We start from the raw sequence: 13,851 nt of genomic DNA, 5'->3' as shown, positions 1-13,851 counted from the left end.
TCCATATCAAGCCTCTCTTTTCAGAATGAGCAGTGTGGTGAGTACACCAAGTCCACCCAGGCATGCGGTGAGCAGTGCCACAGTTTGAATGCCGTAAGGGATAAAGAAAGTCGCAAGAGCACCAAATATTAACGCTACCAATTGTTGTAGGAAACTAAACAGCATCATTGGGTGGGCGCCGGGTATTCTGCTTACTGCCATGGCTGCTGCACATGGGTAGAGTGTTGCTTGGGCGTACCAAATAACCAGATAGGTCCCAACAACCAAGTGGATTGACATGTTTTGCCAGGCGGCCAGAAACAACACGCTGCTCGAAGCGATTAATAGGCATGCGCCAAAAATTGATAATTGGCAAACACTGACAACAGTCAAGGCTCGCCTTACAGTCAGTGCGCCTAAGTAATAAGCCAGGCCCAACCACAAGCCGAATGTGCCGTAATCGGCGCTGTTCCAACGGAAATTAGAGTGAAATACATACGCTCCGATACCTTGATAGATAATAAAAATACCATAGCCGCACCCTCCTAAAATGACCGGTAGAAAAAAACTGGGCTGGGTTGCAGTGGAGTAGTAGTTTGGCGTTAATGCGGATTCTTTTTCCACGGCGTCTAGTTTGTAAAGGCGGGTGCGTATTTTAAAAGCTAGTGCGTAGGTAAGTATCAATCCGATGATCATTAGGTATGGCAGAGCGATCCAGTTAAGGCTTGATATCAGAAAGCCGCCTACTACTTGCCCGCCGATAAGCGCAAGAATAAATGAATAGGATAATACAGACAGGTTTTTCGCAAGGGCTGCCCCTGATGAGATATCCGTTAACAGTGCTCTGCCGATCAGAGCTCCTCCGCCAGCACCTATGCCTTGCATGAGCCGGGAGAAAAAGAACACCTCGGAGCCCAAACTGAATAAGGACAGCACGCTACCGACGAATAAAGTCGCGCAGCAAACGAGAATTGCAGTGTGGCGCCCGAAACTGCGAATAAGGCGTGACATAAATACTATCGGTAGTACAGCGCCGCCCAAATAAAATAGTAGAACTTTATAGCTTTCCGCCTCTTCTGTATTTAGTATCGAGGCGAGTTGGGTTGTTGCAGGTATATATAGTGTTATACCAAGCTGGGCAATTATGGTCGTGCAACACGCGAGTAGGAGTACTTGCTGGGGGGATGATGACATGTAAATTCCTTTTGTCACGACGTCCTAATGTGCGAGGTTGCATCTACAGCATTGAGTTTACCGCTGTGCAAAACTGTTTTAAGTCGTCTGAGGCCATGTTTGCTCTGAGCATGACGCGAAGGCCTGGAGTTGATTTGGGAACGACAGGGTAAAATAGCGGCGATGTATAAAATCCACGCTCCATGAGTTTTGTTGCGGTAGTGATTGCATGTTGCTCATCACTCATGGGAATCAACCTGATAGGTAATCCATCTCCTGCCAAGGTGGTCTTGATGTGTGTATCGAACAGTTGGATGTTGGTCGTCAATCTGTTTTGCAGGTGTTGCAGTTCTGTGGATCTATGTATCTTTGCGGACGCGATAATTGCACCCAAACCTGCTGTGTTAATTCGTTGGGACCAAGAGAGAGGGCCGCCAAACCGCAATAAATTTGATTTGCTAATCGACGAATCAAAGAGGATCGCCCCGCCCGATGCACCAAAGCCCTTGTTCAATGATGCGATGATCATGGTGTTACTGTTTAGTGTGCCCATTGTATTGAGAACTAATCCGCAGCCATTTGTACCCTGTGCCGACAGGCCATGAGCCTCGTCATATAGAACAAATAGACCGTACTTGTCTTGCAGGCTCATAAGCTCCGATACATTGGCGGATCCTCCCGTGCTATAGACGCCGTCCGCGATGTAAGCGACCCGTTGCTTTTGTTTGCAGCAGTCTTCCAGAAAGTTTAAGTCATTGTGCGGTGCTGTCACTACTTCGGATTCATCTGCGCAAACGGCTTTCATCAAACTCAAGCAGAAGTGCGCGGACTGGTCAAAAATCATTAGCGGGGGGATGTTTTGTGTGAATAAACCTGTGGCGAGTAATGGAAGCATTGCTGCGGCGGCTGAAGCGCATGAAACTGTAGTCAGCACCTGGACGGAAAACAGATCTGACAGTGCAAGCTCTGCCTCTTCCAATAGCGGTAAACAAATTCGGACACGGGATGTGGATGAGTTTAAGGTTTGCGACGAGTCTAGTGCTGTTATTGCTCCCTTCAAAATTTCTATATTGGAGTCCAAGCCGAGGTAGGAGTAAGAGCACATGTTTATGAATGGGTCACCATCGACTTGCATGAAGCCGTCACCGAGATTGTCGGCGACAATTCCGCTCATTCGGGCTTCTTGTGTTCGACTCCAAAATAAATCACCGCCAGCCACCATTTTTTTGATGTTTGAATAACGATTCATATTGCGCACCTGTCGCCCAAGGCAAAACGGATGACAATACTTTCCTAAGGAGTATTTTTTTACAATATTTTATGGCGTGGTAAGTTTCCTATGCTGATGTAGGTAAATTCCTAAAGTGTTTTTTAGGCACGATACAAAGGGATTCACAAGACAGTTTTGATAAACCCAGGCTGGAGCCCAAACACTTCCACCCCTAGGGCAGTCGATTGTCCCGTGGTGATTTTCACCCGTTCCACCGGCTTGTTCATGGCTGCCCGATATTCCACCGAAAGCCCGCCTGCCTCATGCCTGATCGCCTGGGCCGGGACGATGATCGCCTGCTCATTGTTATAGGTCACGATAGTCAGGCGCGCGCTCATGCCCAGGCGGACCCTTTGCAGCTGTTTATCGGTCAACTTGGGAATGGCCAGGGTCACCGGGAATTGCGCGCTGCCCTGGCTGTCATTGGCGATTGCCAGGCCGCTGACCACACTGACGGAACCGCTCAGGCGCTCGCCATCAAAACCGTCGCCCATGACTTCCACCGGCTGGCCCTGATGCAGCTGGTTGATATCCAGTTCAGAGACTTTGGCAACGATTTTCAGGCGTTCGATATTGGCCAGCCCGAACAGCACCTGGCCTTGGCTGACCTTGCTTCCCGCTTGCACCGGTACGTTGCTGTTGCTGCCGCCCTGGGGGGAGCTGCTGCCCGGTGGGGGCACGACAATCCCGGAAAACGGGGCCTTGACCTCCTGGCCTTCGAGCAGCTTGCGCAGGGCCTCGTACTTGACCGTGGCGTTGGTCAACTCCATATCCGCAATCTGTCGGTACTCACCCTTGCCCTGGTCCAGGGCTTGTTGCAGTTCACTGCGCGCGGCAGCCAGATCCAACTGTTGCTGCTGGGCCTGTTGCTTGAGGTCGTCCAATTCGTTGCGCGGGATGATGCCGCGCTTGAACAGGTTCTCGCTTTCAAGCAGTTTGCGCTGGGTGTTGTCGGCACTCATTTGCGAGGTGCGCAGGCCGCGTCGGGCGCGGCTGACGGTGGGGCTGGCGTCCCAGTCCTGCATTTCCTGCACGGTGCGCCGGGCCTTGAGTTGGGTAGACAACGCTTCACGCAGCTGCACTTCAAGGGTAGCGGGGTCCATGCGCAGCAGGACCTGGCCGGCCTCGACCCGTTGGCCCTGTTCCACCAGGTTGGCTTGCACGTTGCCGTCGAAGGGGGCCGTGAGGGTAATGGTGGTGTCGGGTTCGATCCTGCCCACCAGCCCAATCTGGTGGACCAGGGCATCATTTTTTATCTCAAGCCACTGCTCGGCCATGGCGGCCTGGTCGGCGGCAGGCGTTGGGCGGCTGAGCAGCGCAAATGCGCCAGCGCCCAGCAATATCAGCAGTCCAGCGCCCAGCAGGGCTTTTTTAGTAGTCATTGAGGGCGATTTCCCAACTTTCCAAAGTCATGCCCAGCGTCAGGTCGAGCTGGGTCTGGGCATTCAGATAAGCAATCAACGCATTGAGGCGGGAGTTTTCGGCGCTGCGCAAGTCAGCTTCGAAACTCAACACCTGGAAGTTGGTGGAGCGCCCGGCGCCCAGTTTGTCCCGCTCGATCTCGATCTTGCGCCGCGACAGTTCCACGGCCCGCTGGGCAATTTCATACTGGCGCCAGCGGGTGCCGAGGTCGCGCACCACGTTATTGACGCTGCGTTCCAGCTCCTGGCGTGCGTCGGTGATCAAGATGGCCTGGTTTTCCACATCCACCCGCGCGCGGACTTCGGCCTGCCGGGTGCTGATATCGCCGATGGGAATACGCACCTGGACACCTGCATAACTGTCCCAGCGCCGATTGCTGGTGCTGCCTGCATCGTTATCGGTATTGGCGCGGATCTGATTGGCGCCGCCCACCAGGTCGACCTGCCAGCGCCCGGAATCCTTGGCCAGCACCAGGTTGAGGTCGGCCTGTTGGCTGCCCAGCAGGGCCGATAGGTATTCGGGCTGCTGGGTTTGCGCCAGGTTGAACGCCTCGCGTTTGTCGATCGCCATGGGCGAGGCTTCGAGGGCTTCGGTGGCGCGGATCGGTGTGGCCAGGTCCAAGGCCAGCAGGCGCAGCAACGACAGGCGACTCATGTCCAACTGGTTCTGGGCTTCCTCGACCCCCAGTTGTTGCGAGGCAATGTCGGCTTCGGTCTGGACGATTTCGAACTCGGCCATGCGCCCGGCAGCGATCAACGCCTTGTTGACCTCCAGCAAGGTGTTGGAGCGCTTGAGCGCTTCCTGGGCGATGCTCAGTTGCTCCTGGGCGCGCAGCAATTCGCGGTAGGTGGCGATGATCTGGCTGATGGTCTGCGCGACGTTGGCCTTGAGGTTCAAGCGGTTGGCCTGCTCGGAAAGGCGCGACAAGCGCAGTGGTGCGGTGGTGGCGTCCCAACCGGCACCGCGCATCAGCGGTTGGATAATGGCCAGGTCCAGGCCGTCGCTGCGGTAGCGCCCGGCTCGGTTGGCGTTGTTCAGTTGCTGGGTCCAGCCCATGCTCAGCCGAGTGCCGTATTCGCCAAGCAAGCTGGTGGTGGGCGCCAGGTTGGCGTTCCGGGCGCGGTCGTCACTGCCTTGGGTGGTGCGGTAGGCACTGTTGAGCACCAGTTTGGGGTTGAAGGCATCTTCGGCCACCCGCAGGTCGAATTTCTGTGCCACCCGTTGCAGGTACGCGCTGCGAATCGCCGGGTTGTTGCGCAGGCCCAGGTACACCGCATCGCCCAGGGTCAAGGTAGTGAGCTGGGCATTGAGCGAGACACTGCGCTCATAGCCGCTGCGTGTGGTGGTCGGCGCCGAAGGACGGATCACGATATCGGCGGCCACACAGGGCAGGCTCACCAGGGCGATCAGCAACAGCCAGGGTTTATTCATCGCGCAGGGCCTCCACCGGCTGCAAGCGAGACGCCGAGACGGCCGGGTAAAGGCCGAAAAACAACCCCACCAGCAACGTACTGCCCACCCCCAGAGGCAGGGCCGACACGGCCAGGGCAAACTGCCAGCCCGACAGCCAGGCGTAGAGATAAGCCGCGCCCATGCCCAGTACCGCGCCGCACAGCGCGCCGACGGCGGTGAGGGTAACGGCTTCGAGCAGGAACAGGTTGCGGATATCGCGCTGGCGCGCCCCCAGGGCCATGCGAATGCCGATTTCCCGGCGCCGTTGCGAGACGTTCATCAGCATCACATTCATCACGCCGACGCCGCCACCCACCAGGGAGATCGCTCCCAGGGCCAGTAACAGATAGGCGAATGTGCGGCTTTGGCGGGTCATGCCGTCGATCATTTGCTGGGGGATCTGGATCTCGACGGTGTGGTCTGTGAGTTGAGCGCCCAAGGCGTGGGTGGCGTCGGCGGCGGTACGCTCCATGTCCTGGCCGGCGGACGCGCGCAGGATCACGCTGCCAACCTGCGGCGCAGAATAGATGCGGCGCATGCCAGGCGCCGGGATAAACAGTGAGTCGTTGGTTTGCACCGGAATCAGCATTGATCGCGGCTGGTTCTGCAGGATGCCGATGATCAAGAACAGATAGTCGTTGACCCGCACCCGGTCACCCAGGCGCAGTGGGTCGCCGGGCGTGCTCAACGCCTGGGCGATCTGGTCGCCGACCACGGCGTAGGTTTCGCCGTTATCGAACTCGGATAGGAAGCGGCCTTCGCGCAGTACCAGGCGCATCGCATCCTTGAGGCCAGGCGTACTGCCAATCAAGCCGGCGTTGGTGGTGCGACCATGAAAGATGACCGGCCCGCTGAACGAGGAAATGGCACCGATGTGGAGGATGCCCGGCACGGCCTGGCGCACGACTTGCAGGTTGAGGCTGGTGGGCATCTTCGCGGTGCTGTTGCCCTTGGGCGGGAACTGGGCCACCAGGGTATCGGTGCCCATGTCCTTGAAAATCATCGCCGCATCCTCGGCGGCGTTATGCCCGATATTGATCAGCGCGACCACCGATGAACTGCCGATGACAATCCCCAACAAGGCCAGGATGGAGCGCTTGCCCAGGGTTCGCAGGCTCACAAATGCTTCGTGCAGCAACTGGCTCAGGCTCTGTTCGACCCGCAGGCTCATACGCACTCTGCCTGATGAACCACGCCGTTGCGTACCAGGATCTGGCGATTCAGGCGTTCGGCGATCTGCGCATCATGGGTGACGATGATCAGCGTGACGCCTTGCTCGCGGTTCAGGGCCAGCAGCAGGTCCATGATGTCTTGGGCGGTGTGGCTGTCGAGGTTGCCGGTGGGTTCGTCGGCCAGAATCACCGCCGGCGCGCCTACCAGTGCCCGGGCAATCGCCACCCGCTGGCGCTGGCCGCCGGACAAATCGGCGGGGCGATGATGGGCCCTGTCGGCCAGGCCAACCTGCTCCAGCATATGCAGGGCCTGCACTACCGATTCCTGGCGCGACACGCCGCGATAAGCCAGGGGCAGGGCGACATTGTCCAGGGCGCTGAGACGCGGCAGTAGGTTGAAGCTCTGGAAGACAAACCCGATCTGCTGGTTGCGCAGCGCGGCCAGCTGGTCCGGTGTAGCGTTGAAAATGTCGTGGCCGGCAAAGCGGTAGGCGCCGCAGTCCGGAAGGTCCAGCAGGCCGAGGATATTGAGCAGGGTACTTTTGCCGGAGCCGGATGCGCCGAGGATGCCGCAGCTGTCGCCACGGGCGATGGACAGGCTGACGTCGTTGAGAATGGCCAGGTGCTGGCCAGCCAATTGATAGCTTTTACCGATGCCTTGCAGGGAAATGAAGCCTGGGAGCGTTGGGGTATCTGTCATCATGACTACGCCTTGCGCTGCGGCAATCCGGCCTATCCCTGAAAATATTTGAAACATGTTCAGGAACCGCGCCGCGGCTGCCAACAACTGGTTTTTATTCTTCTTTTAAAAACATTGTTTGAATAGTAACCGTGATCCAGCGGCTTCGCCAGCCACAGAGATAGAGCGGGTTTTTCTGGTTATGGAGCCGATTCTGGCCTTTGGAAAACGCTTGGGCCCACCCTGGGGGGAACGTTTACAGGGCGGCCCGGCCTGGGTTTGGATAGTATGGCGTACTGTCACTACTTGCTTTCGGACACCCGCCCCGGTATAAAAAATCAAATTTTTTTTTAAAACATATTTCCTCCGTGGAACTTATATGGTCGCGAAGAAACTCAGCGCTCCAAATGTAACCAAGACTCGACTGCTGGATGCGACAGAGGCTCTCTTCATCAAGTACGGCTACGACGCCGTGTTGTTGCGGCAAATCACCGAGAAGGCCCAGGTCAATCTCGCCGCGGTCAATTATCACTTCGGGGACAAGGATTCCCTGATGAAAACGTTATTGATGCAACGCCTGGAGCCGCTCAACGAGCAGCGCCTGGAGTTGCTCGCCCGCTGCGAGGCGGAGTCTGATGGCCCGCTCGATTGCGATACCTTGCTCGGCGTATTGTTCGCCCCGGCCATGGGCCTGGAGCGCAGTGATCCGGCCAGCGGCGAAGGGCGTTCCTTCATCCGGTTCCTGGGTCGGGTCTACAGCGACACTTCGCCCTTCATCCAGGAATACCTCAAGGTCCATTACCAGCCGGTGTTCCAGCGCTTCTTCGAAGCCTTCGCCCTGGCGTTGCCCGACCTGCCGCGCAATGAGCTGGGGGTGCGCCTGCAATTTGCCCTCAAGGCGATTTCCGGGGTGATGGCCGGCACCGAGCTGCGCCTTTTGATGAACTCCATGAGCCTGGGACGCCCGGCGACCGACGCGGAAGTCATGGCCAAGCTGATCACGCTGGTCTCGGCGGCCATTCGTGTGCCACAGCAAAGCCCGGAAGCCGAAACGGCGCTGGGGAGGGTACTCGATACCCAGCGGGCGATTCGTGAACAGTCGGCGCTGCCGGCGAGCAGCAAAGTCGCCCGCTGAACCCGTCGCAATCAAATGGAGTAGTCCCCACTACCTCTCGTGGCAAGCCCGCTCGCCACACAAGTACGGCCATCTAAGTAAAATATAGTTGTTTAAAATCAATAGCTTATTTGCTTTTTACAAGAGTGGTGGGTGACTCGGCTTCACCGGCATATCGAGTCGGCTCTATCGCCTGCGCTAGGCTCAACAGGTGCTCGCACAGGTTTGGCGGTGCTGTTCTGATCAAATCGCGCGCAAAAAAAAGCCCGCTGGGGCGGCGGGCTTGATATGCAACATTTGTAACGGATGAGGCTTCACCTTACGTTTGCGGATGTGAATAAAACGTGAAAAAAATGTGGATCCAATATTATTTCGCAACGCTTTTCAGATATTCCACGCCTTGACACTTTTCGCCAGTCGCGCATGCATTTCATCGATATTTGCCGCCAGTTGCGCCGTCAACATTCGATAACCATCCAGCGCACTGTGCACGGGAGTATCCGGCGACGGCTGTTCGGCGGGGACCGGGCTGGCCCGCTCCAGGCGTTGCGCGGCGCCGGTTTGTAGTGCCCGCGCCATTGCGATCAACTGCACGCGAATTTGCCGGTGCTGCGTTTTGAGCGCCAGTTGCAAGCGCGCCATGCCCTGTTCATCTCGTGGATCGGGACGGGTGTTACCGAGAATTTCCAGGGTGCTGATGCACATCCGTAGATGCCGCTGGATCGCGTCCAGTTCGGTCATGGAAATCCGCACTTCCTTGGACACCGACGGCATCAACGAGCGCAGTTGCAGCATCGCCGCATTCAAGCGGTTGAGCAGCTTGAGGTGTTCATCATCGGTGACCGACTGGCCACTGATGATCCGGCTGTAAATGGCGGCGCAATCACGCAGCGCACCGGCCAGGTTGTAGCGCCAGGAATACACCGCATACAGCGGCAGGGCGAAGGAAAATGCCAGGGCCAGGGCGATGCCTATCAGGATATCCACGGTGCGCCACAGGCCATCGGACAGCGGGTTAGCCCCATGCCCAGCGACGATAAACACGGTAATCGCCGACAGCAGTGCGGTGTATCCACCCTTGCCGATGGCGTGATAGGAAAAGAATCCGCACACCACTGACATCAGCAGATAAGTGAGCAGTGGCTGGCCCACATACGCTTCTTGCACCACCAGCAACAGGCCGACGCTGGCACCGATCAGCGTGCCATAGGCCCGCTCCACGGCTTTCTTGCCGATGTTGCCGTGGTGCTGCAAGCCGCCGATGACCACCAGCATGGTCACCGAGGCCCATTCGCCATGGGGCAGGTTCAGACCGGTGGTGAGCAGGATGGTGGCCAGCAGGCCGATGGACACGCGCACGGCGTGGATCAGCTTGGCGTTGCGATAGCGGCGATAGGGGTCGAGCAGGGGCCGCAACAGGCGGCGGGCGAAGGGCGGCAGGTTCATCGGGATTAAGAGGGCCTCATCTATAGATGTCATGCAGTCCAATGTGGGAGTGGGCTTGCCCGCGATGGCAGTGGGTCAGTCAACTGTATCTAACCTGGCACTGCGCTATCGCGGGCAAGCCCGCTCCCACACAAACCCCACACTGGAGCAATGTCGAATCTAGAAAATATAGTCGGTGGTCAGGAAGCTCGACGCCCGGTCACGAATGATATCGCTGATCAGGGCCTTGTTGCTGTCCTGGAACTTGGTTGCCACCAGGGTGCGTATCGAGAACACCCGCAACGCGTCATGCACCGACAGCGTGCCCTCGGCCGAGTTCTTGCGACCATTGAACGGGAACGTATCGGGGCCTCGCTGGCATTGGGCGTTGATATTGATCCGGCCCACCTGGTTGGCGAAGGTGTCCACCAGGCGCCCGACTTGCGCCGGGTCGGTGCCAAAAATACTCAGCTGTTGGCCGAAATCCGACTCCAGTACGTAGTCGATCACCGTGTCCAGGTCGCGATAGGGCACGATGGGCACCACCGGGCCAAACTGCTCCTCGTGATACACACGCATCTGCGGGTTCACCGGGTACAGCACCGCCGGGTAGAAGAACGAGCCACGGCTGGCACCTCCATTGGCGTTCACCACCGTGGCCCCGTGTTGCGCGGCATCGGCCACCAGCCCATTGAGGTAATCCACCTTGCCTACCTCCGGCAACGGTGTCAGCGACACACCGTCCTCCCAGGGCATGCCCGGCTTGAGGGTGGCGAGCTTCTGGTTGAATTTTTCGATGAAACGCTCGACCACCGCTTCATGCACAAACAGGATTTTCAAGGCGGTGCAGCGCTGGCCGTTGAACGACAACGAGCCGGTGACGGCTTCGTTGACCGCGTTATCCAGATCGACCTCCGGCAATACGATGCCGGGGTTTTTCGCATCCAGCCCCAGGGCCGCGCGCAGGCGATGGGGGCGAGGGTGCAGCTTCTTCAAATCACTGGCTGCCTTGTTGGTGCCGATAAACGCAAAGATATCCACCTTGCCGCTGGCCATCAGCGCACTGACGGTTTCGCGGCCGCTGCCATAGATCACATTGATGACCCCGGCCGGGAAACTGTCGCGAAAGGCCTCCAGCAACGGACGGATCAGCAGCACGCCAAGCTTGGCCGGCTTGAACACCACGGTGTTGCCCATGATCAGCGCCGGGATCAGCGTGGTGAAGGTTTCGTTGAGCGGGTAGTTGTAGGGGCCCATGCACAGTGCCACGCCCATGGGCACGCGGCGGATCTGCCCCAGGGTGTCCTGTTCCAGCTCGAAGCGGCTGGAGCGGCGGTCCAGCTCCTTTAGGGCATTGATGGTGTCGGTGATGTAGTCGCAGGTGCGGTCGAATTCTTTCTGGGAATCCTTGAGGTTCTTGCCGATTTCCCACATCAGCAGTTTCACCACGGCATCGCGCTGTTTGCGCATGCGGCGCAAAAAAGCCTCGACGTGCTGGATCCGCTCGACCACACGCATGGTCGGCCATTGGCCCTGGCCACGATCATAGGCTCGCACCGCTGCGTCGAGGGCGAGCAGGGCGGTGTCGGCATCCAGCAGCGGGGTGCTGCCGATAATCACTGGCGTGTCACCATCAGCGCCGACCAATTGGACCGGGCTGCGCACTTGGGCCAAGGGGCCGTTCCAGGTGCGCAACTGGCCGTCGACCAGATAGTCGCGCTGTTCGATGGGGGCGGCGAGGCGAAATTGTTCGGGAATGTCGTTGGCGCGGGGAAACAGATTGGCAAGCAGGTGATTGGTGGTCATGTCGCTACCCCTGGAGTGGTTGCACAGCTTGAGTCAGAGATTCCCCCATCCGAGGGCTCTGTTGCAAGGCTTACGCGCATTTCCCTACGCACAGTGGGGCTGTGCCGGGTAAACTACGCGGCTTTCTTGAAGGAGTTCATATGAGTCAGTACCAGCCGGGCATTCTTGCCGCACCGGTGCCATTGCAGGCACGCCATCTGTTTTTTGCCATCGAGTCCATTGACGCCGTGCCGGCAGCGCTCGACGCGCTGGTGCAGTTGGTCGACTCGGCAGTGGTGGTGGGGTTGGGTGAACCGCTGGTCAAGGCCCTTGGCGCACAGATCGAAGGGTTGCGCAGTTTCCCACAGATCTCGGGGCCTGCTGCCCACAACCCGTCCACGCAGCAGGCGTTGTGGTGCTGGCTGCATGGCGACGACCGGGGTGAATTGCTCCTGCGTAGCCGGGCCTTTGAGAAAGCCCTGGCACCGGCGTTTCGCTTGGTGCAGATGACTGAAGGTTTCCGCTACAAGACTGGTTTTGACCTGACCGACTACGAAGACGGCACCGAAAACCCCCACGACGACGCCGCCGTCGAAGCCGCCGTCGCCGGCAGCGGCGCCAGCTTTGCCGCGATCCAGCAATGGCAGCACGACCTGGATGGTTTCGCCGCCTTGCCGGCCCAGGAGCGCGACCACATCATCGGGCGTCGTCATGGCGATAACGAAGAACTGGACGACGCCCCCGAGTCCGCCCACGTCAAGCGCACCGCCCAGGAGAGCTTCACCCCCGAAGCCTTTGTGGTGCGCCGCTCCATGCCCTGGGCCGAAAATGGCCAGGCGGGGTTGATGTTCCTCGCGTTCGGCCACTCCTTCGATGCCTTTGAGGCCCAGTTACGCCGCATGAGCGGCCTGGAAGACGGGATTGTCGATGGCCTGTACCGCATCAGCACGCCGTTGACCGGTGGCTACTACTGGTGCCCGCCGCTCAAGGACGGGCACCTGGACCTTGGCGCGATCTTCCCCGCCTGACCCCCTGTAGGAGCCCGCTTGCGGGCTCCTACAAGGTCAGTTGTCCTTCATGGCCTTCAGCCACGCTGGATCCAGGCGTGTTTGTTCGGCCTTGATCCCCAGCGCCTTCATCTGCGCCTTATGCTTTTCGATCTCCCCGACCAACTGCGCCTGTGCGCTGGAATTGGCGTCCAGCTCGTGCATCTGCGTCAACCCCAAGTGATAGAACCGCAGCAATTTGAGCGCCGTCGGATCGTTGGCCTGTACCCGTTCGGTCACCTTGTGCATCACGTTGGTCACCCGCATCAGGTTGCGTTTGAGCTGCCAGCCATAGACCGCCGGCGCCAGCCACGCCTGCGACCAGAGCGGGCCCCGGACCAAGGCAATGGTCAGCACCACACCAGCCACCACGCCACCGATATTGAAGCGGAAGTTGTCACCACCGGGCTCGCCAAACAGCATCACGGCCAGGCTCGACAGCAGCATGGCCAGGGCGACGAAGATCACCGCGACGATCAACGTACTGCGGCGGGTCTGCTGGCGATAGGTTTGCGGATCGACGGGTTTGATCTCAAACATGCGGGATGCAGTCTCCATGAGCTAAGTAGGGGTATTGCGCGGCGCGGCATCTTCTCACGGTTTGTAGGCGGGCGTGAGAAAGTTGAACGATGGCGGCCAGGGTTTTCTCTAATAGCTGTATGCATCGCAAGCAAGGCGAAGGAGATGACTGTGACTGAACAATCGAAAAAGCCTGATGGCCCGCACTCGTCGGAACATGCCAGTGATCAGCACGACTTGGGCTTTGATCCGGACTCCCCGGATCTGGCCGACCCGCAGGTAGACCCGGTCGGCCCGGCCATTGCCCCGTTGGACAAGAAACACAAAGCCGGCAAGCAGCCGGCTTATGATCCGTTGGGCAATCTAAAGCTATAGCGGCCTGTGGCGAGGGGCGATACGGCGTCTTCGCCAGCCCCTTGCCAAGTCCCCAGCGACTACAAGCGCTGGGGTGCGATCCAGGTAACTTCGGTGATGCCGTATTTCTCCGCCCATGGCCGGGTGGTTTTCTTGGTGCGTTCATGGCCCTGACGGCCAATGCGCCCGACGTGGGCCACCCCAGCATCACAGCTGGCCCAATGCCATGCTTCGGCGTTGTTCATCACCTCCGCCCGCACCACAAAGGACTTGGGTTCGCCGTGCAGCCTGTAATGGATGGTGTAGATCGTTGCCGTGCCCATATTGCCTCCCTGTTTTGATATGGAGTTGATGCAATTAGGTTCAGAAAGGTTCAGAAAGTTTGTGGTGTGACACGCCGACCTCTTGCTACAGATCAGTATTGGCAGCGGCACCGGTTACAGGTATTAGTGAAACCTTCG

Annotated in this window: 13 protein-coding genes; 3 read left to right on the top strand and 10 right to left on the bottom strand. The window is 58.5% G+C overall.

Annotated elements, in window-relative coordinates; genetic code table 11:
• Nucleotides 1–6: 6 nt before the first annotated feature.
• The 6 genes from C5F71_RS27660 to C5F71_RS27635 all read right to left on the bottom strand — a co-directional run bounded on the left by C5F71_RS27660 (nucleotide 7) and on the right by C5F71_RS27635 (nucleotide 7,171).
• Nucleotides 7–1,173, bottom strand: coding sequence for an MFS transporter (locus tag C5F71_RS27660; protein ID WP_104912505.1), 1,167 nt, complete (start codon nucleotides 1,171–1,173; stop codon nucleotides 7–9).
• A gap of 43 nt (nucleotides 1,174–1,216) precedes the next feature.
• Entirely contained in the window at nucleotides 1,217–2,401 is a 1,185-nt protein-coding gene (locus C5F71_RS27655; RefSeq protein WP_104912504.1) for an aminotransferase class I/II-fold pyridoxal phosphate-dependent enzyme, read from the bottom strand.
• A gap of 143 nt (nucleotides 2,402–2,544) precedes the next feature.
• Nucleotides 2,545–3,804, bottom strand: coding sequence for an efflux RND transporter periplasmic adaptor subunit (locus C5F71_RS27650; RefSeq protein WP_070994206.1), 1,260 nt, complete (start codon nucleotides 3,802–3,804; stop codon nucleotides 2,545–2,547).
• On the bottom strand, nucleotides 3,794–5,275 hold the full coding sequence (locus tag C5F71_RS27645) for a TolC family protein (RefSeq protein ID WP_104912503.1): 1,482 nt from the start codon (nucleotides 5,273–5,275) through the stop codon (nucleotides 3,794–3,796). Before C5F71_RS27645 ends, C5F71_RS27650 begins: the two co-directional genes overlap by 11 nt.
• The gene (locus C5F71_RS27640; protein WP_104912502.1) at nucleotides 5,268–6,467 is read right to left on the bottom strand and encodes an ABC transporter permease; all 1,200 of its coding nucleotides are present in this window, start codon (nucleotides 6,465–6,467) and stop codon (nucleotides 5,268–5,270) included. Before C5F71_RS27640 ends, C5F71_RS27645 begins: the two co-directional genes overlap by 8 nt.
• The gene (locus tag C5F71_RS27635; protein WP_029291154.1) at nucleotides 6,464–7,171 is read right to left on the bottom strand and encodes an ABC transporter ATP-binding protein; all 708 of its coding nucleotides are present in this window, start codon (nucleotides 7,169–7,171) and stop codon (nucleotides 6,464–6,466) included. The genes C5F71_RS27640 and C5F71_RS27635 overlap by 4 nt, the downstream gene beginning before the upstream one ends.
• A 355-nt stretch (nucleotides 7,172–7,526) precedes the next feature.
• Here C5F71_RS27635 and C5F71_RS27630 point away from each other — a divergent pair, with 355 nt between their 5' ends.
• Complete coding sequence (locus C5F71_RS27630; protein ID WP_029291156.1) at nucleotides 7,527–8,282, top strand: TetR/AcrR family transcriptional regulator; 756 nt, start codon at nucleotides 7,527–7,529, stop codon at nucleotides 8,280–8,282.
• 363 nt (nucleotides 8,283–8,645) lie between these two features.
• On the opposite strand, the gene C5F71_RS27625 is transcribed toward C5F71_RS27630, so the two are convergent.
• Together C5F71_RS27625 and C5F71_RS27620 are read right to left on the bottom strand one after the other, a co-directional pair.
• Nucleotides 8,646–9,707, bottom strand: a complete 1,062-nt coding sequence (locus C5F71_RS27625) for an FUSC family protein (RefSeq protein ID WP_104912501.1) — start codon at nucleotides 9,705–9,707, stop codon at nucleotides 8,646–8,648.
• Between the two features lie 159 nt (nucleotides 9,708–9,866).
• Nucleotides 9,867–11,492, bottom strand: a complete 1,626-nt coding sequence (locus C5F71_RS27620; RefSeq protein WP_104912500.1) for an NADP-dependent glyceraldehyde-3-phosphate dehydrogenase — start codon at nucleotides 11,490–11,492, stop codon at nucleotides 9,867–9,869.
• A 140-nt stretch (nucleotides 11,493–11,632) separates the two neighbouring features.
• On the opposite strand from C5F71_RS27620, the gene C5F71_RS27615 reads away from it, so the two are divergent.
• Entirely contained in the window at nucleotides 11,633–12,499 is an 867-nt protein-coding gene (locus tag C5F71_RS27615; protein WP_104912499.1) for a Dyp-type peroxidase, read from the top strand.
• A gap of 36 nt (nucleotides 12,500–12,535) precedes the next feature.
• Here C5F71_RS27615 and C5F71_RS27610 read toward each other — a convergent pair whose 3' ends face one another.
• Nucleotides 12,536–13,057 carry a DUF3087 domain-containing protein gene (locus tag C5F71_RS27610; RefSeq protein ID WP_104912498.1) on the bottom strand — a complete coding sequence of 174 codons (522 nt, stop codon included), beginning with the start codon at nucleotides 13,055–13,057 and terminating at the stop codon, nucleotides 12,536–12,538.
• Between the two features lie 144 nt (nucleotides 13,058–13,201).
• On the opposite strand from C5F71_RS27610, the gene C5F71_RS27605 reads away from it, so the two are divergent.
• Nucleotides 13,202–13,411: a DUF6021 family protein gene (locus tag C5F71_RS27605; protein WP_104912497.1), complete on the top strand. Its 210-nt coding sequence runs from the start codon at nucleotides 13,202–13,204 to the stop codon at nucleotides 13,409–13,411.
• Between the two features lie 59 nt (nucleotides 13,412–13,470).
• Here the strand turns inward: C5F71_RS27605 and C5F71_RS27600 are convergent, their stop codons facing one another.
• Nucleotides 13,471–13,713, bottom strand: coding sequence for a DUF6555 family protein (locus tag C5F71_RS27600; protein ID WP_029291166.1), 243 nt, complete (start codon nucleotides 13,711–13,713; stop codon nucleotides 13,471–13,473).
• Between the last annotated feature and the right edge of the window lie 138 nt (nucleotides 13,714–13,851).

Source organism: Pseudomonas sp. LG1D9 (assembly GCF_002949995.1).
GTDB classification, from domain to species: Bacteria; Pseudomonadota; Gammaproteobacteria; order Pseudomonadales; family Pseudomonadaceae; genus Aquipseudomonas; species Aquipseudomonas proteolytica.
Note: the sequence above shows the minus strand (reverse complement) of the source record. Positions and strands in the feature narration are given on the sequence as shown.